Source organism: Halomonas sp. 11-S5, assembly GCF_029889825.1.
In the GTDB taxonomy this organism is placed as follows: Bacteria; Pseudomonadota; Gammaproteobacteria; order Pseudomonadales; family Halomonadaceae; genus Halomonas.
The window spans coordinates 26,158-51,636 of sequence record NZ_JARANW010000025.1; the positions used below are offsets into that span (position 1 = coordinate 26,158).

Genomic DNA, 25,479 nt, shown 5'->3' on the forward strand with positions numbered 1-25,479 from the left:
AGAGGATCTCCGAGGTAGGAGCGCCGTCATCTTCAGGCCATCTGGCTGATGGTCTTGCGGAAGCGAGCCAGTGAGATGGTGAATAGTACGCTGCCAATCACCAATAGCATTAGAAACTGTCCCCAGACGACACCGATGCCGGCACCGCGAAACAGAATGCCCTGGCTCAGCTCGACGAAGTGGGTCGTAGGTGCCAGCAGCATTATGTTCTGGACCAGTTCAGGCATGCTTTCGCGCGGCGTGACACTTCCGGATAGCACCTGCAGCGGTAGCAGAAACAGGATCATCAGCATGCCGAACTGGGGCATGCTGCGGGCCAGTGTCGCCAGGAAGATGCCCATTGAGGTGGTAGCGAACAGATGAAGTGCCGCACCAGCCAGGAACAGGGCTACCGAGCCTTCTATCGGTACCTGAAGCAGGCCGCGTACGATGAAGGTCAGTGATAATGCTACTGCCAGCAAGACCACGACCCCCATCGACCATACCTTGGCCAGCATGATCTGCGTTGGTGTCACTGGCATCACCAGCAGGTGCTCGATGGTACCGTGTTCGCGCTCGCGGATCAGCGCTGCCCCGGTCAGGATGATCGAGAGCATCGTGACGTTGTCGATGATTGACATCAGCGAACCGAACCATGATTTTTCAAGGCTCGGATTGAAGCGTGCCCGTAGTCTCAGCTCGACGGGAGGAACAGGGCTTGCACGATAGCCCTTCACGAACTCGTTGACCTCGCCCATGACGATCTGCTGTACATAGTTGTTGCCGGCAAAGGCTTGGCTCATGCGGGTGGCATCGATATTGAGCTGAATGTCGGGTGTACGTCCTGCCAGTACATCACGCTGGAAATTGGCCGGAATGACCAGCGCGAAGGTGAAGTGCCCGGCATCCATACCAGAATCCATTTCCGGGAAGGTGATGATTTTCGGGCGTACGAATTGGGGTGGGTAGAAGGCCGAGATAATCCGGGTGGAGAGCGGCGAGTCGTCTTCATCAACAATCGCGATAGGAGCTTTGTTCAGTGTTTCGGGCATAGCCGTGGCGGTGGTGTAGACATCAATGCTGAATACGTAGACGATCAGCACCAGCATTATTGGATCACGCAATAGACTCCAGAACTCCTTGATGCCCAGGCGGTAAATATTGGCAATCCTGTGCATGTCAGCTCTCCTGCCTGTTGAGTAAAGTGATCGCCATGCCCATGATCACGGGTACCGACAGCAGCATCGACAGGAACGAACCGATGAGGTCGCGCAGATCCAGCCCCTTGCTGAATACGCCGCGGCTGATGGTGAACATGTGGCTTGCCGGGTAGATGTTGCCAATAAAGCGCCCGATACCCTCTAGCGACGAGACCGGATCGATCAGTCCCGAAAACTGGATGGCGGGAATCAGTGTGCCGATCATGGTGAAGAACATGGCGGCGATCTGGCTGCGGGTGACGGTCGAGGCCAGCAGGCCCATGCCGGTGGCGATGATACAGAACACCAGAGCTGCCAGCGCCAGCGCCGGGAAGCTACCGGTGATCGGCACACCGAACACCGTGATCGCAAGCCCAACCATCAATAGAAAGTTGATCATTGCCAAGCCGATGTAGGGAAGTTGCTTGCCGATCAGGAACTCGGCGCGGGTGACCGGCGTGACGTAGAGATTGATGATCGACCCCATCTCCTTTTCACGCACCACCGAGAGCGCGGTGAGCATGGACGGCAGCATCAGCAACAACAGTGGAATCACCACAGGCACCATGGCGGGCAGGCTCTGAATGTCGGGATTGTAACGGTAGCGGTTCTCGATATTGGCAGTTGCGGCAGCAGTCGCGGCTCCGGATTGCCTTGCCTGCTCCTTAAGCCACTGCTGGTGGATGCCCTGTACATAGCCCTGCACGGTTTCGGCGCGCTGAGGCATGGCGCCGTCGATCCAGGCCCCGATCTCGACGTGACGGCCGCGCACCAGGTCGCGACCGAACCCCGGGGGAATCTCGATCGCCAGGGCCAGCTCTCCGCTGCGCATACGCCGATCCAACTCCGCATAGTCCTCAAGCGGTGGGCGTTCGCTGAAATAGTAGGGCGAACCCGATAGGTTCAGCGCGTAATCGTGACTGAGGGAGCTCTGGTCCCGGTCGAGGATGGCATAGCTGAGATCCTCGACATCCATGCTGATGCCGAACCCTATCACGAACATCAGGATCAATGAGCCGACCAGCGCCAGGGTGGCGCGCACCGGGTCGCGGCGCAGCTCCAGGGTTTCGCGCCACATATAGCTGAGCAACCGCTGCAGGCTGAAGCGTCGGTGGCGTGGTGCGCCGTGATGCGTCTCTTTGGCGACGAGTGGGGTATCCGAAGGGGAGACGGCTTCTTGGGGCGAGGTCTCCTGTGTGGAACTCTCCTGATCGGCGCCAGCCTCGAGCAGATAACCGATGAAGGCGTCCTCCAGCGTCGCCGCTTCTCGCTTTTCGACCAGCGCCGCCGGGGTGTCACTATCCAGAACTTTACCTGCGTGCATCATTGACATGCGGTCGCAGCGCTCGGCCTCGTTCATGAAGTGGGTGGAGATGAAGATCGTCACCCGGTCGTGGCGCGACAGTTCGATCAGCAGGCGCCAAAAAGCATCGCGGGCAATGGGGTCGACCCCCGAGGTGGGTTCATCAAGAATCAGTAGCTCGGGTTTGTGAACCATCGCGACCGCCAGGGAAAGCCGCTGACGGATACCCAGAGGGAGGTTCTCCGGTAGGGCGTCGAGGACGTTATCGAGACTGAAACGCTCGACCATCTCTGCGACTCTTGCCGGTATGTCTTGCTTTGCGATCTGGAACAGACGTGCATGCAGCACCAGGTTCTGGTGCACCGTGAGTTCGCCGTACAGCGAGAAGGCCTGCGACATGTAGCCGACCCGTCGGCGGGTGGCGATGTCGTGAGGATCGACCTCCTGACCGAATAGCCAGGCTCGCCCCTCGCTGGCGGCCAGCAGTCCGGTGAGCATCTTCATGGTGGTCGACTTGCCACAGCCGTTGGAGCCGAGGAAGCCGAATATCTCGCCGCGCCGGATACGGAAACTGACATGGTCGACGGCGGTGAAGTCGCCAAAACGCATGGTGAGTTCCTGAGCCTCAATGGCGGCTTCACCGTCATCCAGTTCCAGCGGTGGGATATCCACCGGCTTGTAGCCACGCTTTTTCTCTTCCGGCAGCAGCTCGATAAAGGCGGTTTCCAATGAGTCGCTGCCGGTGCGTGTCAGTAGTTCCTGGGGAGAACCGGTGGCGAGTATCTTGCCGGCGTCCATGGCCACCAGCCGGTCGAAACGCTGGGCTTCGTCCATGTAGGCGGTAGCGACGATCACGCTCATCTGCGGGCGATCGCCGCGGATGCGGGCGATCAGCTCCCAGAACTGGGAGCGGGCCAGCGGGTCGACCCCGGTGGTGGGCTCGTCGAGAATCAGCAGGTCAGGGTCGTGGATCAGCGCGCAGCATAGCCCCAGTTTCTGTTTCATGCCGCCGGAAAGCTTGCCGGCGGGGCGCTCGAGGAAGGGGAGTAGCCCGGTGCTGCGGGTCAGGTCGTCGATGCGACGCCGACGTTCTCTGGCGCCGTGGCCGAATAGACGCGCGAAAAACTGCAGGTTCTCCTCGATGGAGAGCGTCGGATAGAGGTTTTTGCCCAACCCTTGTGGCATGTAAGCGATGCGCGGGCCGACCTCGTTGCGATGGCGTTTGTTGCTCATGTCGCCGCCCAACACCGTGACCGTACCCTCTTGGATTTTGCGGGCGCCGGCGAGCAGCGATAGCAGGCTGGATTTGCCGACGCCATCCGGCCCGATCAGCCCGACCATGCATCCGGCCGGCAGGGCCAGGTCCAGCGCATCCAGGGCTATGGTGCGGCCGTAGCGCAAGGTAAGCGTGCTGACTTGGGCGACGAGCTGCGTCTCTTGGTTCATGGAATGACATTGACCTTGAGGTGTTCGGGCCAGGTGGCGTCACTGTCGAGCTTCAGGTAAGCCATGCCGGGCAGGCCCGTCTTGACCTGATCGATATGCTCGAGCAGCAGGTTCGGATCGATCTGGGCGCGAACGCGAAACATCAGCTTCTGCCGTTCGCTTTCGGTTTCCACGGTCTTGGGGGTGAACTGGGCCACGCTGGATACGAAGCTGACCCTGGCGGGAATTACATAGTCCGGGGCAGCATCCAGCACCAGGTGCACTTCGTCGCCGATGGCAACCCGGCCTGCCTCGCGAGTGGGCAGGAAGAAGGTCATGTAGACCTTGGTGAGGTCGACCAGGTTGACTACCTTGCCCCCGGCACCCAGCACCTCGCCGGGTTCGGCCACTCGAAACTGTACGCGAGCCAGGCGGTCGCTTTTGAGCTTGCTGTCCTCCAGCTCGGCCTCGATGCGTTGGATCGCAGCCTGGGTGGCTTCCACCTGCGACTCGGCCTCGATGACCTGGGATTCAGTAGCGCGGATAGCGGCCTGGGCGGAGAGCACCTGGGCATTGGCCGAGGCCAGAGCGGCCTGCTGGCTCTGGTAGTCGGCCAGGGTGTCGTCGAACTGTTGCCGAGAGATGGCATTACGCTCCACCAGACTGGCCGAGCGCTCGTAGCGCTTGCGTGAGGCGTTCAGCTCTGCCTGGCGCTGGTTGACCACGGCTCGTGCGCTTTCAAGCTCACTCTGGCGCATGGCAACCATGGCTCGGGCTGTCTCCAGGGCATTCTTTGCTTGGCGGTTCTGTGCTCTGGCCTGGGCCAGCTCGGCCTCCAGGGTGTCGGTATCCATGCGAGCGACGATCTGGCCAGGCTCCACGAAATCCCCTTCGTCGACCAGTACCTCGTCGAGGCGGCCGGCGACCCGGGTGGCGATATCGATCTCGGTGGCTTCGATGCGCCCGTTGCCGCTGGTGATGCCCTCGCCGGGACCCTCGGGCTGCAGTTCCCGCCAGACCAGCCAGGCCGCGATGCCAACAGCGGCAATGGCCGCCAGGCCCTTGATCAGCTTGCTTTTATGGCTTGTCTTCATATTGTCGCATCCACGATTGATGGTTGGTTAAGCGGCTAACGTTACGTATCGAGACTCTGCATCGATGGGATGGCCATCATGACGTGGCAAGCTGGGCCAGGGTCCAGTCGACCAGCTCGAAGGCAGCCCGGTCGGCGGCGCGACCGAAGGCCTCGACCACGGCCTCGAGGCTGTCGTCATCGCTTGCGACCACCACCTCGACGCGGCGGCTGGCCCGCACTTCGCGGCTGGCCTCGTCGAGCAGCTGGACGTCGAGGCGCAGCACCACCTCGGGCGTGCCCTCGCGGTAGCGGCTGTGAAAGGCTCCCAGGTGGCTCGCCAGGGCAGCGTCGCTGCGCGCCCGGCTGGTGTCGTCCACCACGGCGGCCAGGCGGCCGTCGAGGCGGAAAGCCGCGAGCAGGTGGTCGCGCAGGAGTTGTGGGGCATCGTCGCGCCAGCGGGCCATGGCATAGGCCTGGAACTCCCCGGGGGAGGGCATGACCAGCAGGCGCGGGCCATCCAGCGGCGACCCGGCGCTCGGCGTGTCGACCCGCAGGGTGAGGTCGCGGGTGACCTCATGAGACGACAAAATCGACGGTTCGGGCAGCGTGAAGAGGCGCAGCGGTTCCTGCTCGGGGAGCAGGCTGCAGCCCGCCAGCAGCAGGGCCATCAGCAGGGCCATCAGCAGGCCCGGCAGTGCCCTGGCGCGTCGTGGCATGGCGGGTAGGTTCATGGAGTGAACTCCTGGATCGCGTCGCGGCCCAGCAGGGCATCGGCCGGGTTCTCCTCGAGGCGCCGCACCAGGCGGTTGAGGGCGCGCAGCGTGGCATGCAGTTCGCGCATGGCCGGGTCGAGCTCGCCCACGCCCTGCAGGCCCCGCGCCAGGGAGCCTTCATGGCGGGCCGTCAGCCGGTCCAGCCGGGCGGTAGTGGCCTCCAGCGACTGCATGGCGCGTCGGGCACTCTGCAGGGTCGCGCGACCCTCCTCGTCGAGCAGCCCGTTGGCGGTCTCGCCCAGGCGGCTGACGCTCTCGAGGGACGCCTCGAGCTGTTCGCCGGCCTGCCCGAAGCGCGCCATGGCCTCGCCGAGGGCAGCGCGCTGGTCGACCAGCGCCTGCGAGACGACCTCCAGGTTGCCCAGGGTGCGCGTCAGGCGCTCGGCGTTCTCCTCGGAGAGCAGCTGGTTGGCGTTGGTCAGCAACCGGTCCACCTGGGCGAAGAGCTCCTCGCTGTTGGAGAGCAGCGAACTCAGCGGCGAGGGCTCGGCCTGGATCAGCGGGGGATCGTCGCGGTCGCCCTCCAGGCGGGGGCTCTGCGGGGTGCCGCCAAGCAGCTGGATGTTCATGGTACCGGTGATGTTGGCCAACGCCAGGCTGGCGCGGGTGTCCTGCTTGATCGGGACGTCGCTGTAGACGCGGATCAGCGCCCGCACCTGGCGCGGGTCCCGGGGGTCGAGGCGCAGCCTGACCACATCCCCGACCTCGATGCCGCTGTACTGGACGGCATTGCCCTCGGAGAGCCCGCTGACCGCGCGGTTGAAGCCGACTTCGTACCAGGCATAGTCGCGATCGACGCTGGACTTGCCGAGCCACAGGGCGAACAGCAGCGCGCTGCCCAGGGTGATCACCGTGAACAGCCCGATCAGCACGTGGTGGGCGCGGGGTTCCATCGTCAGGGCTCCTCCACCGGGTGGGCCGCCCGCTGGGCGGCGCGGCCTCGGGGGCCATGGAAATAGTCGTGGATCCAGTCGTCGTCGGTGGCCGAGACGACGTCAAGGCAATCGGCGACCAGCACCCGGCCACGCGACAGCACGGCCACCCGGTCGCAGGCGGTATAGAGGGTGTCCAGGTCGTGGGTGACCAGGAAGACGCTCAGCCCCAGGGCGTCGCGCAGGGTCAGGATCAGGCGGTCGAAGGCCGCTGCGCCGATCGGGTCCAGGCCCGCCGTCGGCTCGTCAAGAAACAGCACCTCCGGGTCGAGCGCCAGGGCGCGCGCCAGGGCCGCCCGCTTGATCATGCCACCGGAGAGCTCGGCAGGATACTGGATCGCCGCCTCCCCGGGCAGGCCGGCAAGCGCCAGCTTGACCCGGGCCAGGGTCTCGGCATCGGCGCGGGAGAGTCCGATATGCTCGATCAGCGGCAGGGCGACGTTCTCCTGCAGGGTCAGCGAGGTAAAGAGTGCCCCACGCTGGAAGAGCACCCCGAAACGGCGCTCCACCTGGGAGCGCTCCCGGGCCGAGAGACCCAGGAGGTCCTCGCCGAACACCTCGATCTGCCCGGCGCTGGGCCGCAGCAGGCCGACGATGCTGCGCAGCAGGACCGACTTGCCGGTGCCCGAACCGCCGACCACGCCGAGGATCTCGCCCGGGTAGAGGTCGAGGTCGAGCTCCTCGTGGACGCTGTGCTGGCCAAAGCGGTTGGCCAGCCCGCGGACCCGGATCAGTGGCGTTTCGTCCCTTGATGTGCATGCCTCGCTCACCAGCCCATCTCCATGAAGAACAGCGCCGCCACCGCATCCAGCAGGATCACCACGAAGATCGACTGCACCACGCTCGAGGTGGTGTGCTCGCCCACGGACTGGGCGCTGCCGCTGACCTTGAAGCCCTCCAGGCAGCCGATCACCGCCACCAGGAAGGCGAACAGCGGCGCCTTGGACAGCCCCACCAGGAAGTGCTCGAGGGGGATGTCGCGCTGCAGGATGGCCAGGAACTGGAAGAGGGAGATATCCAGGGCCAGCAGACAGACCAGGGCCCCACCGAGGAGGCCGCTGAGCATGCCCACGAAGGTGAGGATCGGCAGGGTCAGCATCATCGCCAGCACCCGCGGCAGCACCAGCAGCTCGATGGGGTCCAGGCCGAGGGTGCGCACGGCGTCGAGCTCCTCGTTGGCTTTCATGGCGCCGAGCTGGGCCGTGAAGGCGCTGGCGGTGCGACCGGCGAGCAGGATGGCAGCGAGCAGCACGCCGAACTCGCGCAGGAAGGCGAAGGCGACCAGGTTGACGGTGTAGATGGTGGCGCCGAAGTCGCGCAGCACGGTAGCGCCCAGGAAGGCGATCACGGCGCCCACCAGGAAGGTCAGCAGGGCGACGATGGGCAGGGCGTTGAGGCCCGTCTGGTGCAGCTGGGCCACCACCGAGGTGAGCCGCCAGCGGCTCGGTCGCCAGGCGGTGGCGGCCAGCGTCGCGAGGGTCAGGCCGATGAAGCCGAGCAGCTGTCCCTGCTGCTGCCAGAGCCCCTCGATGAGCTGGCCGGTCCGCGCCAGGCTGTCCCTCAGCGGCCGGACGCGGCGCGCTTCGGGCGGTTGGTTGTCGGCCATGGCCTGGCCCAAAGTGCGCAGCAGGGTGCGGCGCGTCGCCGGCAGGTCGGGGGCCCAGTCGTCGATCGCGGCGAGGGGGCCGGCGCCGACCAGCTCCATCAGCAGCACGGCGCCGGCGGTATCCAGGGCGGCGAGCCGCTCGAGATCGACCCCCTCGGGGGAGGGCTCGCGGGCCTGCGCCAGGCGCTCGACCTGGCGCTTCAGGGTCGCGTAGTGCACCAGGGTCCAGTCCCCGGCGATGGCCAGGCGGCCGTCCTGCTGGTCGATGTGGCCCGGCTCGGTCATGGGCAATGGCGTCTCGGGTGCGTCATGGTGGCCGATGGTATCAGCCCGCGTGCCTTTACATTAGCTCAACCTGCGCCGGCCCCCTTCAGCCAGCGCAGGCCGCGCTGCCACCAGCCCAGGGCGCCGCCGACACCGCCAGGCAGCACGCGGCGGTGGGGCCGGTCGAGGAAGGCGGCGATGGGGCGCACCTGGCTTTTCCGGTCGAGCATCGGGGCGTGTCCGCAGCCGGGCGCCTCGAGGCTGACCAGGCCGGGCTGAGCCTCGGTCATGCGGGTCACGCTCTCGGCCTTGAGCAGCGGCGAGTCCGCGCCGCGCACGACCATCAGCGGGCAGCGGATCGCCGCCCAGTCGGCCCAGGTGTCGCGGGGGGTGTCGAGGACGAATTGCTCGCCGATGCGCGGATCGTAGTGGTAGGTCCAGCTGCCGTCGGGCAGGCGCCGGGCGCTGCCCAGGGCGAGGCGTCGCCAGGCGTCGTCGCCCTCGATGCCGAAGCCCGTGTAGTGGCGCCTGAGCTCGGCCTCCAGCTTGCCGAAGCGGCAGAAGCGGTGGGGTACGCCGAAGTAGCTGGCCAGGTTCGCCAGGCCCTCGGGGTCGAGTTCCGGGCCCACGTCGTTGAGCACCAGCCGCTCGATGCGCCCTGCCGTCTCGGGCTCGGCGGCCATCAGCATGCCGATCAGCCCGCCCATGGAGGTGCCCACCCAGGGCACCTGCTCGAGGCCGAAGTGGTCGAGCACCGCCACTGCTACCTTCATGTAGTGGGCGTAGAGATAGTCGTGGGCGGGGTAGAGCGACCAGCTCGACAGCCCGCGTCCGGGGGTGTCCGGGGCCAGGACCCGCCAGTCGGGGCCCAGCACGCGGGCGAAGTCCTCGAAGTCCCCGCCGTGGCGGGCCAGGCCGTGCCAGGCGATGACGGTACGCGGTGCCTCGGGGTGCCAGATGCGCACGGCGATCTCGAGCTCTCTCACCCTGACGAGTTCCAGAGCGTCCATGGGCGTTCTCCCTCAGTGGGCTATGCTGCATGGCAGCATAGCGGAGTTTCCCGGGGCTTTCGTCAAGGATCCACAATTCCCGACGGTTCGGCAGTGGATTCGTTACCCAAACATGCGACAATGTATGTAAAGCTGTCCGACCAGAAACCGAGGATGACCCGATGACTCGTCACCGCACCCTTCGTCGTGCCCTGCTGCCGGCACTGATCGCGTCGGCCTTCGCCACGCCCCTGCAGGCGGCCGATCTGTTGACCATCACCCGGGACGCCCTGGAGAACAATGCCGAGCTGGCCTCGGCCCGGTCACAGACCGACAGCGTCGCGGCAGGGCGGGATGTGGAGCGCGGTGACCTGCTGCCCCAGGTCAATGCCTCGGCGGATGCGACCCACAACCGCCAGTACGAGAGCCAGCGCGGGTCGGGCGCGGTTTCCGGTAGCGGGACGGCCGGGGATGATATTTACAATACGGCCAGGCTCAGCCTCGAGGCCACCCAGGCGCTGTTCGATGCCCGTAACTCCCGCGAGGTCGAGCAGGCCGAGCGCCAGATCGACCAGCAGACCTATCAGCTGGCCGCCACCGAGCAGCAGGTGTTGATCGACGTCTCCTCGGCCTACTTCGAGATACTGCGGGCCTACGAGGTGCTGGAGGCGCGGCGCGCCCAGGAGCGGGCCATCGGCCGCCAGCTGGAGCAGGCCCGCGAGCAGTTCGAGGTGGGGCTGATTGCCATCACCGAGGTGGAGGAGGCCAAGGCGGCCTTCGACCAGTCACGTGCCGAGCGCATCGCTGCCGAGAGCGACCTGCAGGTGCGCTTCGAGGTCCTGGAGCGCCTGACCGGCCAGCGCTATTCCCGCATCGACATGCTCGGAGACGAGATGCCGATCCAGCCGCCGACCCCCGCCGATCGTGATCACTGGGTCGAACTGGCCATGGAGAACAACCCCCTGGTGCTGGCGAGTCTGGCCGGTGTCGAGGTCTCGCGCAGCAGCGTCGAGATCGCCCGCGCCCAGCGCTTGCCGACGCTCAACGCCTTCGCCAACTACCAGTTCGACGACAGCGATAGCGATGTGGTGGAAGGGCACAACTCGATGAGTCAGATCGGCCTGCGTGCCACTATGCCGCTCTATACCGGCGGCCGAACCCAGGCGAGCATCCGCCAGAACACCTACCGGCTGGAGGCCAGCCAGTACGACTTCGAGTCCCAGCGTCGCGATACCGTCCAGCAGGTCCGGTCGCGCTTTACCCAGGTCAGCAACGACGTCTCCACCGTGGAGGCGCGCGCCCAGGCTATCGTCTCTAACCAGAGCGCCCTGGACGCCACCCGCGCCGGCTACGAGGTGGGCACCCGCAACATCGTCGACGTGCTCAATGCCGAGCAGAACCTCTACAACGCCGTCGCCGAGCATGCCAGCGCCCGCTACGACTACGTGATCAACCTGCTCAGCCTGCGCCAGCAGTCCGGGACCCTGGACGTGCCGGCCGTGGAGGAGGTCAACGCCTGGCTGGACGGCGGCAGCGTCTCCTTCACCCTACCGGAAGATAGTGATAGCTACGACGGGGCCATGGAGATCGGCGAGCCGCCGCGTCCCCGGGAATGATGTTTAGCAGCCTAATATTTACATCCATACATGTATGGATGTAAGATTCGTTTACCTCTGACGACGCCAACGGGAACGACCGACACCATGAAAATGTTTTTCCGACACGGCCGGACGAACTTGCTGGTCCTGGCCGCGGCTCTGTTGCTGGCTGCCTGTGGCCAGGACAATGCCCCCCAGCAGGCCGCCGGCAATCAGGAACGGCCGCCGCATCCGGTGGAAGTGACGACCATCGCCCGTCAGGATATCCCCCTGGAGAAGTCCTACCCGTCGCTGCTGCGCAGCGACGATGAGGTTACCCTGGTGGCCCGTGTCACGGGTTTCCTCGAGCAGCGGCACTTCGAGGCCGGTCAGCTGGTGGAGCAGGGGCAGAAGCTCTACACCATCGAGCCGGACCTCTACCAGGCCGTGGTCAACCAGCGCGAGGCAGATCTGCAGAGCGCTCGTGCCGAGCTCGCCCGGGCCCAGCGCGACGCCGAGCGTTTCGAGCGGCTGCTGAGCCAGAACTCGGTGAGTCGTCAGCAGTACGATCAGGCACTGGCAGATATGCGTGTTGCCAGCGCCCGGGTCGCACAAGCCGAAGCCGCCCTTGAGAGTGCCCGCATTGATCTGGACTATGCCGAGGTGACCGCACCCGTCTCCGGGATGATTAGCCTCAGCCGGATCAACGTCGGCAATCTGGTGAGCAGTGGCATCGAGCTTGCCACCATCACTCCGCTCGATCCCCTGGAAGTGCGCTTCCAGCTGCCCCAGCGCGATGCCTTCGAGCTGCGCCGCCAGCTAGGCGAGCAGTCCGTCGAGGCGATCACCACCCTGTTGCGCTTGCCCGGCGATAACGGTGCCGAGAGCCCGACACTAGAGGGGCGCCTCGATTTCCTGGGCTCCCGGGTGGAGGAAGCCACCAGCACCGTCCAGGCCAGTGCCACCTTCGCCAACCCGGAGGGCCGCGTGCTGCCCGGCCAGTTCGTGCGGGTCAGCCTGGAGGGGCTCAAGCGCTATAACGTGCTGGCGGTACCCGAGATCGCCATCGGCCAGGGGCTGATGGGCCCCCAGGTGTACGTGCTCGACGAGGAGAGCGTGGCCCGGGCCCGCACCGTGGAGCTGGGCGAGGTGGCCGGTCCCTGGCAGATCATCCGCGGCGGCCTGGAAGTCGGCGAGCGGGTAGTGGTGGGCGACCCCGCCGGCATCGAACCGGGTACGGACATCGATCCCCAGCCCTTCGATGGCGACGCCCAGGCGCTGATGGAGCGCGCCATGCAGACCGGGAAGCGGCAGCAGGGCGCCGGCGCGCCGGAAGGTGCCGCGGCGCAGGGTGGCCAGGCTGACACGGCATCCGGCGCCGAGGCGGCGTCTGATAAGGCCGACGGAGGCGAAAGCTGATGCCGTTCTCCAACTTCTTCATCAAGCGGCCGGTCTTCGCCACGGTACTGGCGATCATCCTGACGCTGATCGGGGTGGTGAGCATGCGGGTGTTGCCGATCGAGCAGTACCCCGGTGTGGTGCCGCCCACGGTCTCGGTGCAGGCCCAGTTCCCCGGCGCCGATGCCGAAACCGTGGCCCAGACGGTGGCCGCTCCCCTGGCCGAGGCGATCAACGGCGTCGAGAACATGCTCTACATGAGCTCGACCAGCGCCGACAACGGCACCATGAGCCTCAGCGTGGCGTTCAGCATCGGCACCGACGGCGACATCAACACCATCAACGTCAACAATCGCGTCCAGGGGGCGCTGTCGCAGCTGCCCGAGGCCGTGCAGGCCCAGGGCGTCACCGTGGAGCTGCGCTCCAGCTCGATCCTGATGCTGGTGGCACTGATCTCCCCGGAGGGTGACTATAACCGCACCTACATGCAGAACTACGCCACCCTCAACATCCTCGACGAGCTGCGCCAGGTACCCGGCGTCGGCAATGCCGAGGTGCTGGGTGGCGGCGAGTTCGCCATGCGCATCTGGATGGACCCGGACAAGCTGGCCCAGTACGACCTGACCCCCACCGAGGTGGCCGCGGCCATCCGCGCCCAGAACACCGAAGTGCCGGCGGGCAGCCTGGCGGCCACGCCGCAGAGCGAGCCGCGCGCCTTCAGCTACACCATCACCGCGGGCGGGCGGCTCAGCGACGTCGACGACTTCCGCGAGATATTCCTGCGTACCAACCCGGATGGCTCGTCGCTGCGCCTGCATGACGTGGCGCGCATCGAGCTGGGTGCCTCCTTCTACGGCGTGGATGCCCGCCTGAACGGCGCTGCCATGTCGCCGATCATCATCAACCAGCAGCCGGGGGCCAATGCCCTGGAGACGGCCGAGGCAGTCAAGGCGACCATGGCCGAGCTGGAGGGGCGCTTCCCGCCCGGCCTCGAGCAGGTGGTGCCCTACGACACCACCCTGTTCATCAATGCCTCTGTCAACACGGTGATCAATGTGTTCACCGAGGCCTTCCTGATCGTCGGCGTGATCCTGTTCATCTTCCTGCAGAACTGGCGCTTCACGGTGATCGCCATGTCAGTGGTGCCGGTCTCGGTGATCGGCACCTTCGCCGGTTTCTACATGTTCGGCTTCTCCATCAACCTGCTGACGCTGTTTGCCCTGGTGCTCTCCATCGGCATCGTGGTGGATGACGCCATCCTGGTGGTGGAGAACGTCGAGCGGGTACTCAGCGAAAACGAGGAGATCACCGTCACCCAGGCCACCATCCGCGCCATGAAGGAGGTGGGCGGCCCGGTCATCGCCACCTCGCTGATCATGGTCGCGGTGTTCGTGCCGGTGGCCTTCCTGGGCGGCTTCACCGGCCAGATCTACCAGCAGTTCGCACTGACCGTGGCGATCTCGGTGGCCTTCTCGGCGCTGATGGCGCTGACCTTCACCCCGGCCCTATCGGCAATCTTCATCAAGCACAAGCCGGCGAGCGGCAACGAAACGGCGTTTCGGCGAGCCATCAATACCCCGCTGCGCCTCTTCGATCGCCTCTTCGCTGCCACCACCGCCGCCTACCTGTGGGTGGTCAAGGTGTTGGTGCGCTTCTGGGGTCTAGCGCTGCTGCTCACTGCCCTGGTGATCGGTGGCTCCTGGTGGATGTACCAGATCACGCCTTCGTCCTTGGTGCCGGAGACTGACCAGGGCATGGTGCTGGTCAGCGTGCAGCTGCCGGACTCCGCGTCCCTGGCGCGTACCCAGGATTACATGGCTGTGCTGAGCTCGCGCATCGAGGAGGTCCCGGGAGTCAACCACGTGGCAGCGGTCGCCGGCTACGACATCCTTTCCAGTGCGGTGAACACCGCCCGTGGCGTGATGTTCATCGACATGGCGCCCTGGGCGGAGCGTGAGATCACCGCCCAGGGGCTGGTGGGGCAGGTGATGCAGTTGGGGGCCCAAGTGCCGGGCGGCTCGGCCAGGGCCTTCAACATGCCACCGATCATGGGGCTCTCCACCACCGGTGGCTTCACCGGCTACCTGCAGTCCTTCGAGGGTGTGACCCCGCAGGAGCTCTTCCAGGCCTCGATGCAGGTGATGCAGGCGGCGGGCGAGCACCCGGCCCTGCAGCGGGTGTTCACTACCTTTAACGTCAACGTGCCGAGCTACCGGGCTGAGATCGACCAGCAGAAGGCGCTCAGCTACGGCGTGGCGCTACAGGACCTCAACGCCACCCTGTCGAACACTTTCGGCAACGGCTTCGTCAACTACTTCAGCTACCAGAACCGCAATTTCCAGGTCTACCTGCAGAACGAGGACGAGTTCCGCCGGACCCCGGATGACATCAACAACGTCTTCGTGCGCGGCGGCAACGGCGAGCGGATCCCGCTCTCCGAGTTCGTGACCCTCGAGCGCCAGGCCAAGCCGGCGGTGGTGTCGCGCTTCGGGGTCTACCTGGGCGCCCAGTTCCAGGGCGGCCCGGCCCCGGGCTACAGCTCCGGCGAGGCGGTCGCCGCCATGGAGGAGATCGTTCAGGAGACGCTCGGCAAAGGTTGGGGCATGGGCTGGACCGGCACCGCCTACCAGGAGACCCAGATGGGCAGCACCGCCAACCTGGCGATCGTCTTCGGCCTGCTAATGGTGTTCCTGATTCTGGCGGCCCAGTACGAGAGCTGGTCGCTGCCGCTGGCGGTCCTCACCGCGACCCCATTCGCTTTCCTCGGCGGCATCGGCGGGATCGTGCTGCGTGGGCTGGATACCAGTGTCTATGTGGAGATCGGCATGCTTGTGGTGGTGGGGCTGGCGGCCAAGAACGCCATCCTGATCGTCGAGTTCGCCGAGCTGCAGCGCAAGGAGCAGGGCAAGTCGATCCGCGAGGCGGCCATCACCGCCGCCCGGCTGCGCTTCCGGCCCATCGTGATGACCTCGCTGGCGTTTATCTTCGGCACACTGCCGCTGGCTATGGCCACCGGGGCGAGCGATACCAGCAGCCACCATATCGGTACCACGGTGGCGGTGGGTATGGCCAGCGTGGCGGTGCTGGGCAGCTTCTTCGTGCCGAGCTTCTACGCCATGATCGCGGCGGTCTCCGACTGGCTCCGGCGCAAGGTGCTGGGAGGTGGCGCCGAGCATCGCCGGCCGGCAGGTGCCGATCAGCCGTGAGGGCCGGGGCCAGCGCCGGGTGCTGGCCCCATGACTGGCACGCAACAGAAGGGGCGCCCGATTGGGGGGCGCTCCTTCTCTTATCAAGGGTCATCCTGTGCACTTGCGAACCGGTCCATGACTCACATCAGGGCGGTGCGTTCCACTCCCCCCATGGTCTACGCTGTAAAGAGAGACTCATTCGTTGGCAAAGTATTGCCGGGAGGTGCCGCATGGAAACCGTACGTCAGATTGCCCTGAGCTTCCCGGTGGTGGTGTTCAGCGCGCTGCTGGGCCTCGCCGCCCTCTACTGGCTGCTGGTAGCCTGGCGCCTGGCGCCGGTGGAGTGCTTTGAGCACGACAGCCTCAAGGGCGACCACCTGGCCAGTACTCTGGTGGCGCTCGGCTTCGCCGGGGTGCCGGCCTCCTTCGCGCTGACGGTGCTGCTGATGCTGGCGGGGGGCATCACCCTGGGGGTGGAGCTCGCCGTGCTGCGCTGGCTGCCGCTGGGGCTGTTCCGTATCCCGGTCGGGGTAGGGGTGCTATGGGGGGCCTTCGCGCTCGCCTCGCCGCTGGCCGCGGCGTTGTGCCATGGCCTGCATCACTGGTTCCATCGCCATGCCCCGCAACAGCGGCGCTGCCTGCTGGGCGAGAAGGTGGAGGTGAGGGAAGAGGCGGATGCCGATGGCTGGGCCACGGCGAGACTGGTAGGCGACCCGGCATGGCAGGTGCGCCTGCACGGCAAGCCCGGCAACCTGCCGCAGGTCGGCGAGCGTCGGGTGCTGGTCAAGTATGTGGCCGGGGAGGACGCCTACCGCAGCGTACCGGAGGTCGAGTATCGTGAGGCACGGGCCCACCTCAGCCGGCTGCGCCTGCGCCAGGGGCGGGGCCAGGGAAGAGCTGGTGCCGCGGTCTCATCCTGACGCCGGGGCACGCATTAGTTCCAGCTGGGCGTCCAGCAGCAGGGTGCCGCGCTCGACGATCGAGAACCTCTCGTGATTACGCAGCCAGTCATGGAAGAGCCCGCCGAGCATCGCCTGCAGCAGCTCGCCGGCCACTTCCGGGTTGAGCCCCGGGCGCAGGTGGCCCTGGCGGGCCGCACAGACGAAATAGTCGGTCAGGGCGCCACAGGCCTCCTCGGCTATCTCGTTCTGCATGGTCAGCGGGTCGATGTCGCCGAAGACCTCGCAGTGATGGATGAGAATGGCATGCACGCGCCGGTAGCGGGGCTGCTCGAGGCGCTCGAAGCCCTTGAGGCAGGCCAGGCGGATCGCCTCGAGGGGACGCTCGGTGACGCTGGGGTCGCCGATCTCCTCCACCAGCTCCTGAAAGGGTATGCGCACGCGCTGCAGCATGGCCTGGAAGAGGTCGGCCTTGTTGCGGAAGTGCCAGTAGATGGCGCCGCGGGTCATGTCGGCGTGACGGGCGATCTGTTCCAGGGAGGTGCGTGCCACGCCCTTCTCGAGGAAGACCTCCTCGGCGGCGTCCAGCAGGGCTTCCCGGGTAGCGGCGGCCTCGGCCTTGGTGCGTCTGGCCATGAAAGCGGGCTCTCCAGCGTTCTGGTGATTGTCATAGTCTACGCGAGTCGTCTCGCCTTTTACATACACCATTGTATGGATAGCGACGTGCCGGTCAGGTCATGCCGCCCGGGCTCGTTTTCGGCGCGGCAGTGGCGTATAAGGAAGTCACGAAAAACACCGTTCTGTGACGCAAGGAGCGCCCATGGCCCGTGCCCCCTTCGAACTCGCCGGTACCCGCGTGGCGGCAGGCTCGCGTACCCAGATCGACGTGCCGGTGGCGCGCCTCTATACCCATGCCCCGCTCTACATTCCCGTGGAAGTGGTGCACGGCCGGCAGTCGGGCCCGGTGCTGCTGGTCTGCGGCGGGATTCACGGCGACGAGATCAACGGCGTGGAGATCGTGCGCCGCCTGCTGCGCTCGAAGCAGCTCCAGGGGCTGCGCGGCACCCTGATCGCCGTGCCGATCGTCAACGTCTTCGGCTTCGTGCAGCACAGCCGCTACCTCCCGGACCGCCGCGACCTCAACCGCTGCTTCCCGGGCAGCGAGTCGGGCTCGCTGGGCGGGCGAGTGGCGGCGCTGTTCCGCGAGCAGATCGTCGACCACGCCACCCACATCATCGACCTGCATACCGGCGCCATCCACCGCACCAACCTGCCGCAGATCCGCGCCCAGCTGACGCCCGGGGGTGAGACCGAGCGCATGGCCAACGCCTTCGGGGCGCCGGTGATCCTCAACGCCGAGCTGCGCGAGGGCAGCCTGCGCCACTACGCCCAGAACAAGGGTATCCCGGTGCTGACCTACGAGGCCGGCGAGGCGCTGCGCTTCGACGAGTGGGCGATCACCCCCGGCGTGCGCGGCGTGCTGCGAGTGATGCGCCGGCTCGGCATGCTTACCGGCGAGCGCCGCCGCCGCGCGCCCCCGGCGGCGGAGGTCGCCAACGGCTCGAGCTGGGCCCGGGCGCCCATCGACGGCATCCTGCGCCCCCGGGTGCGGCTCGGCGCCCGAGTGGCCAAGGGCGATCTGCTGGGAAAGGTCGCCGACCCCTTCGGCAACGCCGAAGAGGGGGTGCGAGCGATGGCCGACGGCATCGTCATTGGCATGGGGCGGCTGCCGCTGGCCAACGAGGGCGAGGCGCTGTTCCATATCGCCCGCTTCGATGCCATCGAGGAGGCTGAGAACGCCGTGGAGAGCTTCCATTCCAGCCTTGAGCCACCGCCCGATGCGCTTTACTGAGTCTCAGGCGACCTCGGCGGCAGCCTCGCGCTCGGCGACCAGGCCCAGGGCGTCGTCGAAGACCGGCAGGCCCGCGCCCTCGCGATGGGCATGTTCGGAGAGGTGACGGCGGAACTTGCGTCCCCCCGGCTGGCCCTGGAAGAGCCCCAGCAGGTGGCGGGTGACGTGGTTGAGCTTGGCGCCCTCCGCGAGGCGGTGGGCGATATAGGGGCGCAGCGCGCGGGCCGCCGTGTGGCGGCTCTCTGCCGGGCCCGGCACGCCGTAGAGGGCCTCGTCGACGCCGGCCAGCAGCCAGGGGTTCTGGTAGGCCTCGCGACCGACCATCACGCTGTCCACGAGCTCGAGCTGTTCCCGGCAGGCGTCGAGTGTCTTCAGGCCGCCGTTGATGCCGATATGCAGCTCAGGCCGGCTCGCCTTGAGGCGGTGCACCCTCGGATAGTTGAGCGGCGGCACGTCGCGATTCTCCTTGGGCGAGAGCCCCTCGAGCCACGCCTTGCGCGCATGCACGATGAAGGTATCGCAGCCGGCATCGGCCACGGTGGCGATGAAGCGCTCGAGATCGGCATCCTCGTCCTGGTCGTCGATGCCGATGCGGCACTTCACCGTGACCGGGATCGACACCGCCTCACGCATGGCGCGCACGGCGGCGGCCACCTTCCCCGGGTGGCCCATCAGGCAGGCGCCGATCAGGTTGTTCTGCACCCGGTCGCTGGGGCAGCCGACGTTGAGGTTGACCTCATCAAAGCCCCACGCCTCGGCGATCGCGGCGCACTCGGCGAGTTCAACGGCGTCGCTGCCGCCCAGCTGCAGGGCAAGCGGGTGCTCGACCGCCTCATGGCCAAGGAAGCGCGAGCGCGGGCTACCGTGCAGGATGGCGCCGGTGGTCACCATCTCGGTGTAGAGCAGGGCGCGCTGGGTCAGGGTCCGGGCGAACGCGCGGTAGTCGCGGGTCGTCCAATCCATCATCGGAGCAACAGAAAATCGCCGGGCCCCATTTGCGGGGCTTTTTTCTTCTTTTTCAGTGGCTTGGGCCATTTTCGCTCCATCAGTTATTCCCGATAATCCCCGTTTTACCCCACCCTTTACCGAACTTGGTGTACCCTACTAACTAGTTGTACCACTCGCCCCACTGACGGGGAAAAACACGAAGGGACTGGTACAGTATGGCCACTTTTCAGCAGCGGGGCTCGCGTTGGCGGGCCATTGTACGGAAGAAGGGCCACCCGGCCCAGAGTAAGTCGTTCCGTACCAAGAGCCAGGCCCAGCGCTGGGCGAAGGAGCTTGAAGTTGGCATTGATTCTGACGAGCACACGGGGAAGCAGGCCTTGCGCCGGTTGACCCTGGGCCGCGTGCTGGACACGCACCGCGAGCACCTGGGGCGGCTCAGCAGCCGCGACCGGCGCATCGACACCGATATCCGCACGCTCAAGCGTCACTTCGGCGATACCCTGCCGCTGTCGGCGCTCGACTATGCGGCGCTGGCCGAGTTCTGTACCACCCGTGCCCGCGAGGACCAGGTCAAGGCGGCGACCATCGGCTACAACATTATGACGCTGTCCGGGACGCTGAGCACGGCGGTGCTCGAGCTGGGTGTACCAGCGGAGTTCTCGATGGCGTTCAACACCTGGCGCAAGGGCTTGGCGCGTGCCGGGTTCATCGGCCGCCCCGAGAGCCGCGACCACCGGCCCGATGCCGACCGCCCGGAACCGGCCAACAAGCTGTCTCCCGAGGAGCGAGAGGCCGTTGTGGTGCTTTGCAACGCCACGGAATACCGTAGCCGCCCTCCGGCCTTCATCGTGGCCGATCAGGCGGACAAGGGTCGCTACCTCGCCTCTGAGTCGACAATGTACCGAGTGCTTCATGAGGTTGATCAGCAACATCACCGAGGCCGGCAGCAGGCCCCTCAACGTAAGCGAGTGCCGCCCACGCACCAGGACTCGGCGCCAAACCGGCTTTGGTGCTGGGATATCAGCTGGTTACCTGGCCCTGCGCGTGGCACCTGGTGGTGCCTGTATCTGATCATGGCCGTCTTCAGCCGCAAGATCGTTGGGCACGAGGTCTACGAAACCGAAACGGGAGAGCTGGCGGCCGAGCTGATCCAGAAGGCCTGCTGGCGGGAGCACCTGTCGGCTCGCCACAAGCCCCTTATTCTGCATTCAGATAACGGCAGCCCGATGAAGGCGGCGACCTTCCTGAGGAAGCTGCACGACCTGGGCATCACCTCGTTGTATAGCCGGCCAAGGGTCAGCAACGACAATGCCTTTGCGGAGTCGGCCTTCAAAACGCTCAAGTACCGGCCGGGTTTCCCCGTCGATGGCTTCGCGACCCTGGCCGAGGCACAAGGCTGGGTCCAGCAATTTACCGAGTGGTACAACCATGAGCACCGGCATGGCGCCCTTCGCCATGTCACTCCAGTCCAGCGTCACAGGGGCGAGGCCGAGGGCGTTCTGGCGCAGCGCCGAGAGGTTTTTGAGGCCGCGAAGCATCGTCACCCGGAGCGTTGGTCGGGCGCCATCCGGGGCCTCAGCTTGCCAGAGGTGGTGCATCTGAACCCCGACCGGGATCCGGTGCCGCAGGCATCTGGATTTTAAAGAGCCAACTCACACTTCATGTGCCATCTATGTTGACAGGCTCCGGTATGTATCTGTTTAATGCTCCGGTGTCTTAGAATGGCGACATGTAAAGCCCCACGGAAGGGAAGGCGCTTGCTCGCGGCAGGCTTCCCTTAAGCGGTAGCGTGCGTGCTCGTTGTGATGGGGTCTATCAAGTCGGGCTTAACGGGTGAATCCGCCTTATTAACGATGTCGGCACCTGCAACAATTGCGCTTTCGGGGCTCAATCACTTGGACACCGGCCGGCTCGCTGTCTACGTACATGGGGTGCTCAGGCTTTGCAAGTATGTGTCGCGATGGATGGTAGGTTTGACTGCACACGTATATCAGATCTCTCTAATGATGAAAGTGGCATCGGACATCGATGGTTTGCCGATCGAGGTCAATGGCCATCAGGGCGGCTCGACGTTTCATGGTCTTTACGGTGCACGAATCTACTCGCCGCTGGTCGCCTCGCTGGCTGAAACCGGCGACATGGTGGGCAGCCTGTTGCGCGAGGGCAACGCCGGCCCGGCCGAGAACGCCGACATCTGGATCCCGCACCTGGTGCGGCGGCTCAACGAGAGCACCGGCGCCACTCGGGTACGCATCGATGCGGGCTTCACCGACAACGACACGCTGGGGGCCCTGGAAGAGCGCGGCATCGAGTACCTGGGCCGACTGCGCAGTCATTCGGGGCTCCAGAAGCTGGCGGCACCGTACCTGAAACGACCTCGAGGCCGCCCGCCCGAGCAACCTCGGGAGTGGTGCCACGACCTGACGTACCAGGCGGGCTCTTGGCCAACGCCGCGCCGCGTGGTGCTGGTGGTGCAGGAACGCCCCGACGACCTGTCGCTGCATGCCTTCTTCCTGGTCACCAATCTCGGCAAGTTCGACTGGCCGCCTGAGAAGATCCTGGCACTCTACCGCAAGCGTGGCAGCGCCGAGGCACACATGGGCGAGGTGAAATCGGCACTCGACGTGCACCTCTCCTCGACTGATCGTGGCGCCTCCACCGTCAAGGACATGATGGAGCGCAACGAAGTGAGCCTGCTGCCGAGCCTTTACGCCTACCAGGTTTTGCATGGTTTGCGCCGCTTACTGGAAAGCCGGACGCACCACGAGTGGAGCCTGATGCGGATGAGCGAGGAAGTGCTTAAGGTGGCGGCGACGCTGACAGTGTATGCCCGTCGGATTATCGTGCAACTCGGCGATGCGGCCGACAAATGGTGGCCCACCTTGCTGAAGGGGCTGCCTCGGCTGACGGCCCTGGTCTGATCCCGGGCGTCACCACGATCCACACAGACAAGGCGGACACAAGGGAGGTCGGCTGGCACGGCTGCGCCGGCACCAGACTTCGACTTTTATTAGTTATGAAAAGGCTGGATGAAAGTCGATTCGGGTATAGATTATCCGGCTACCAAGCGGTGAACGACGTTGACGTGGTTCAATGCCAGCAATCATTCGGTTCAACACCCTCGTTCGGCACCCTTATGAATGAGGCGGGTGCAATAGTGTTGCGCTTGGAACCTGAGACCGCCGGCCAAATCATGTGCCAGTGGCGTCCCCCGGAGCCTGTCAACATAGTTGGCATATGAAATGGTTCTGGCTCTTTAAAACCCTGCTGCCTGTAGCACCGGGTCCCTCTCGGGATTCAGGTGCACTACCTCTGGCAGGCTGAGTTTCCGGATGTCCCCCGACCAGCGCTCCGGGTGACGTTGCTTCGCCGCCTCGAAAACCTCCCGGCGCTGCGCCAGGATGCCTTTGGCCTCGCCGTTATGACGCTGGCTCGGCGTGACGTAGCGAAGGGCGCTGTGCCGGTGCTCGTGGTTGTACCACTCGGTGAATTGCTGGACCCACTCCTGGGCTTCGGTAAGTGTCGCGAAGCCGTCGACGGGAAAGCCCGGCCGGTACTTCAGCGTCTTGAAGGCCGACTCGGCGAAGGCATTGTCGTTGCTGACCCTTGGCCGACTGTACGACGGGGTGATGCCCAGATCGTAGAGCTTCTCCAGGAAGGTCGCCGCCTTCATCGGGCTGCCGTTATCTGAGTGCAGAATCAAGGGCTTGTGACGATCGGTGAGGTGCTCTCGCCAGCAGGCCTTCTGGATCAGCTCGGCCGCCAGCTCTCCCGTTTCGGTTTCGTAGACCTCGTGCCCAACGATCTTGCGGCTGAAGACATCCATGATCAGATACAGGTACCACCAGGTACCGCGTGCTGGGCCCGGCAGTAGAGTAAGAGGCAGGGCGTAGTCGAACTATCTCCCTGCCTCTCCTCTCCGAACCGTACGTGCACCTCTCAGCGCATACGGCTCTCCATTCAAGCGTGACTCATAGCCATTGCATCTGCTAGCTTGCTCTGCATTTCCCTGATTTTCAAAGGTCTTCACCTCTCTCGGTCAGGTAATTAGTGGAACAAGCCACTTGAACTGCCTCCCTTCGCCATGTGGTAGGCTTTCCCCACCTCGGACTACTACGGAGGCTCCGCCAGCTTGTCGGGCATCGGGGTCGCACTCCCTTACCATCCCCTACAAGCCTTCCCTCGTTTACATGCTGGACTCAAGCGTATGGAGGAGGTTGCCGATCGCAATCTTTACCCTTGCATGCTGCAAGTTGGTGCACCCGGTACGGATTAGCTGCGCACTGTCCATACCTCTGTTGGCAACGATTTGGCTGTTCGTAGCCTGCAGCAGGGGTGAGCCATACCTGTACTCACTCCTGGGGTACACACCTCCAATAAGCCGTGTAGGAGGTGGCGATACGTTCAGCCCACAGACGCGGATTAATCGGTTCGTGTTCCTCAACCTTTCCATACTTAGCCTAGAGGTGCATCTTGGCGTAACGGCTTCGCCTCACACCCCGTTTCCCACGGGTTACATCACCCTGCCAGTGCACAGCAGGTCACTGCCGCTTCGGCTCATGCCCTCTCACAGCAGAGGGCAGCCCCTCACTAGGAGCATCCTGCTCGACATGAAGGTATTCCAGTCATGCTCGTGCCCATTCAGCTACTTCCTGCTGCCTTCAGGGTCGAGGCACACACCAGCTTATATCCCAGCACCAAAGCCGGTTTGGGGCGGTGGCTTGGTGCGTCGTCGGCGAGCGCTTGCGCTGCGGGGCCTGCTGTCGGCCCCGGTGGTGTTGCTGGTCGACTTCATGAAGCACGCGGTACATCGTCGACTCAGAGGCCAGGTAGCGGCCCTTGTCCGCCTGATCGGCCACGATGAAGGCCGGAGGGCGGCTACGGTATTCCGGGGCGTTGCACAGCGCCAGAACAGCCTCTCGCTCCTCGGGCGACAGCTTGTTGGCCGGCTCCGGGCGGTCGGCATCGGGACGGCGGTCAGCCGTCACCTCGCCCTCCGCGACCCAGCGGTAGTAGGTCCGCACATGGATACCCATCACCTGACAGGCCTTGGCCAGCCGAGCACCGTCACGCTGGGCGTCTTGCACCAGGGTCACGATGCGCTGGCGATCCGGGAGGCTGGTCAGTCGTCCTCGTCGTTGGTCGTGCCCCAGATCGCCTCTGCCTTTTTTGACAGCGTCAGCAGTGCCGCCGTCTCGGCGAGCGCCTTGTCTTTGCGGCGAAGCTCACGCTCCAGCTTGCGGAGCCGCTTCTGCTCTTCCTTGTGCGCCTGGCGCTGCTGCTTGGTCTGCTCAGCGACATCCGCGTTGGCGTTCATGCAGGTATTCCGCCAGGCCTCCACCTGCTCGGGGTAGAGCCCGCGCTCACGGCAGTAGGCGCTGAATTCGGCCTCGTTCATCGGGGCCGTTTCCAGGACGATCTGGAACTTCTCCTGGCTGGTCCACTGGTCGGGTTTGGTGGAACGTGATGGCAAAACCTGTCCTCGTGCTCTGGCCTGTTTCCGCCAATTGTAGAGGTTTGTCGCTGTGATGCCTTCCTGTTCGGCCAGTTCGGGGATGGTCATGCTCATGGGCGGTGCCATCTTCTTGAGGATGGCTTCCTTACGCTCTGCGGGGTAACGCACGTTGATCACCTCTCAATTCGTTTGGGTGACAACTACGTTGACGCATAGGGCCCCCCAGGAGCATAGCTTCAAGCCAATTGGCAGAGCGGGTAATGGCGCAGTGTATCGATACTGCTGAGGTCGTTCCAGGCCCCGGCGCGCTGCAGCACTAGGGTGCGCAGCTAGCTGGCCAGCGAATGACGGATTAAAGTGGACCCCACGGTCAAGACAGAATTTGCCTGAGTTTAAGCTAATACCTCGGCCATGTTCGCAGCTGCACAGCGCTGCCCTGTTTCTTCGTTCTGCGATGTCGTCCTTCGGCCCCCGAAGTGATCGGGTATGGATGCCCCGCCACCCAGGCCGCTCAGGTAGACCTCGTCGGGTGTCCGGTACCCCAGGGACTGGTGGGGCCGCTCCGCGTTGTAGAACGGAAAGTACTCCGTCAGCCCGACGGTCAGCTCGCCGACCGA

21 protein-coding genes are annotated in these 25,479 nt (G+C 65.2%); 7 read left to right on the top strand and 14 right to left on the bottom strand.

Annotation, left to right across the window (positions count from 1 at the left end):
- Positions 1 to 32: 32 nt before the first annotated feature.
- From OP497_RS14655 to OP497_RS14690, 8 genes are all read right to left on the bottom strand, one after another.
- Positions 33 to 1,157: an ABC transporter permease gene (locus OP497_RS14655; protein WP_280549681.1), complete on the bottom strand. Its 1,125-nt coding sequence runs from the start codon at positions 1,155 to 1,157 to the stop codon at positions 33 to 35.
- Between the two features lies 1 nt (position 1,158).
- Positions 1,159 to 3,927 (bottom strand): ribosome-associated ATPase/putative transporter RbbA, encoded by a 2,769-nt coding sequence (gene rbbA / locus OP497_RS14660; RefSeq protein WP_280549682.1) that lies wholly within the window; start codon positions 3,925 to 3,927, stop codon positions 1,159 to 1,161.
- Positions 3,924 to 5,000, bottom strand: a complete 1,077-nt coding sequence (locus tag OP497_RS14665) for an HlyD family efflux transporter periplasmic adaptor subunit (protein ID WP_280549683.1) — start codon at positions 4,998 to 5,000, stop codon at positions 3,924 to 3,926. Before OP497_RS14665 ends, rbbA begins: the two co-directional genes overlap by 4 nt.
- 76 nt (positions 5,001 to 5,076) lie before the next feature.
- On the bottom strand, positions 5,077 to 5,712 hold the full coding sequence (locus OP497_RS14670; protein WP_280549684.1) for an ABC-type transport auxiliary lipoprotein family protein: 636 nt from the start codon (positions 5,710 to 5,712) through the stop codon (positions 5,077 to 5,079).
- Positions 5,709 to 6,647, bottom strand: coding sequence for an MlaD family protein (locus tag OP497_RS14675; RefSeq protein ID WP_280549686.1), 939 nt, complete (start codon positions 6,645 to 6,647; stop codon positions 5,709 to 5,711). The genes OP497_RS14670 and OP497_RS14675 overlap by 4 nt, the downstream gene beginning before the upstream one ends.
- Positions 6,648 to 6,649: 2 nt before the next feature.
- Positions 6,650 to 7,456 carry an ATP-binding cassette domain-containing protein gene (locus OP497_RS14680; RefSeq protein WP_166637546.1) on the bottom strand — a complete coding sequence of 269 codons (807 nt, stop codon included), beginning with the start codon at positions 7,454 to 7,456 and terminating at the stop codon, positions 6,650 to 6,652.
- Positions 7,453 to 8,577 carry an ABC transporter permease gene (locus OP497_RS14685; RefSeq protein WP_280549690.1) on the bottom strand — a complete coding sequence of 375 codons (1,125 nt, stop codon included), beginning with the start codon at positions 8,575 to 8,577 and terminating at the stop codon, positions 7,453 to 7,455. The genes OP497_RS14680 and OP497_RS14685 overlap by 4 nt, the downstream gene beginning before the upstream one ends.
- Before the next feature lie 65 nt (positions 8,578 to 8,642).
- The gene (locus OP497_RS14690; protein WP_280549692.1) at positions 8,643 to 9,566 is read right to left on the bottom strand and encodes an alpha/beta hydrolase; all 924 of its coding nucleotides are present in this window, start codon (positions 9,564 to 9,566) and stop codon (positions 8,643 to 8,645) included.
- Positions 9,567 to 9,727: 161 nt separating this feature from the next.
- Between OP497_RS14690 and OP497_RS14695 the strand changes: the two genes are divergently transcribed.
- From OP497_RS14695 to OP497_RS14710, 4 genes are all read left to right on the top strand, one after another.
- Complete coding sequence (locus tag OP497_RS14695; RefSeq protein ID WP_280549694.1) at positions 9,728 to 11,161, top strand: TolC family outer membrane protein; 1,434 nt, start codon at positions 9,728 to 9,730, stop codon at positions 11,159 to 11,161.
- 87 nt (positions 11,162 to 11,248) lie between these two features.
- The gene (locus tag OP497_RS14700) at positions 11,249 to 12,541 is read left to right on the top strand and encodes an efflux RND transporter periplasmic adaptor subunit (RefSeq protein WP_280549696.1); all 1,293 of its coding nucleotides are present in this window, start codon (positions 11,249 to 11,251) and stop codon (positions 12,539 to 12,541) included.
- On the top strand, positions 12,541 to 15,726 hold the full coding sequence (locus OP497_RS14705; protein ID WP_280549698.1) for an efflux RND transporter permease subunit: 3,186 nt from the start codon (positions 12,541 to 12,543) through the stop codon (positions 15,724 to 15,726). Before OP497_RS14700 ends, OP497_RS14705 begins: the two co-directional genes overlap by 1 nt.
- Before the next feature lie 212 nt (positions 15,727 to 15,938).
- Positions 15,939 to 16,628, top strand: coding sequence for a hypothetical protein (locus OP497_RS14710; protein WP_280549700.1), 690 nt, complete (start codon positions 15,939 to 15,941; stop codon positions 16,626 to 16,628).
- Here the strand turns inward: OP497_RS14710 and OP497_RS14715 are convergent.
- Entirely contained in the window at positions 16,620 to 17,243 is a 624-nt protein-coding gene (locus OP497_RS14715) for a TetR family transcriptional regulator (RefSeq protein WP_280549702.1), read from the bottom strand. The two genes, OP497_RS14710 and OP497_RS14715, sit on opposite strands and share 9 nt — an antisense overlap.
- 184 nt (positions 17,244 to 17,427) lie before the next feature.
- On the opposite strand from OP497_RS14715, the gene OP497_RS14720 reads away from it, so the two are divergent.
- The gene (locus OP497_RS14720; protein WP_280549704.1) at positions 17,428 to 18,459 is read left to right on the top strand and encodes a succinylglutamate desuccinylase/aspartoacylase family protein; all 1,032 of its coding nucleotides are present in this window, start codon (positions 17,428 to 17,430) and stop codon (positions 18,457 to 18,459) included.
- A 3-nt stretch (positions 18,460 to 18,462) separates the two neighbouring features.
- Here the strand turns inward: OP497_RS14720 and dusA are convergent, their stop codons facing one another.
- Entirely contained in the window at positions 18,463 to 19,494 is a 1,032-nt protein-coding gene (dusA, locus tag OP497_RS14725) for a tRNA dihydrouridine(20/20a) synthase DusA (protein WP_280549705.1), read from the bottom strand.
- A gap of 128 nt (positions 19,495 to 19,622) precedes the next feature.
- Here dusA and OP497_RS14730 point away from each other — a divergent pair, with 128 nt between their 5' ends.
- Entirely contained in the window at positions 19,623 to 21,050 is a 1,428-nt protein-coding gene (locus OP497_RS14730) for a DDE-type integrase/transposase/recombinase (protein ID WP_280549708.1), read from the top strand.
- Positions 21,051 to 21,371: 321 nt separating this feature from the next.
- A complete protein-coding gene (locus OP497_RS14735; RefSeq protein WP_280549715.1) occupies positions 21,372 to 22,328 on the top strand; it encodes an IS1380 family transposase in 957 nt (318 codons plus the stop codon).
- 335 nt (positions 22,329 to 22,663) lie between these two features.
- Here OP497_RS14735 and OP497_RS14740 read toward each other — a convergent pair whose 3' ends face one another.
- The 4 genes from OP497_RS14740 to OP497_RS14755 all read right to left on the bottom strand — a co-directional run.
- Positions 22,664 to 23,293 (bottom strand): integrase core domain-containing protein, encoded by a 630-nt coding sequence (locus OP497_RS14740; RefSeq protein WP_348533125.1) that lies wholly within the window; start codon positions 23,291 to 23,293, stop codon positions 22,664 to 22,666.
- Between the two features lie 775 nt (positions 23,294 to 24,068).
- Positions 24,069 to 24,560, bottom strand: a complete 492-nt coding sequence (locus OP497_RS14745; RefSeq protein ID WP_348533126.1) for a helix-turn-helix domain-containing protein — start codon at positions 24,558 to 24,560, stop codon at positions 24,069 to 24,071.
- Positions 24,530 to 25,039: a transposase gene (locus OP497_RS14750; RefSeq protein WP_280549710.1), complete on the bottom strand. Its 510-nt coding sequence runs from the start codon at positions 25,037 to 25,039 to the stop codon at positions 24,530 to 24,532. Before OP497_RS14750 ends, OP497_RS14745 begins: the two co-directional genes overlap by 31 nt.
- Positions 25,040 to 25,254: 215 nt before the next feature.
- Positions 25,255 to 25,479: integrase core domain-containing protein (locus tag OP497_RS14755; RefSeq protein WP_280549712.1), on the bottom strand; the 225-nt coding region annotated here is incomplete at its 5' end.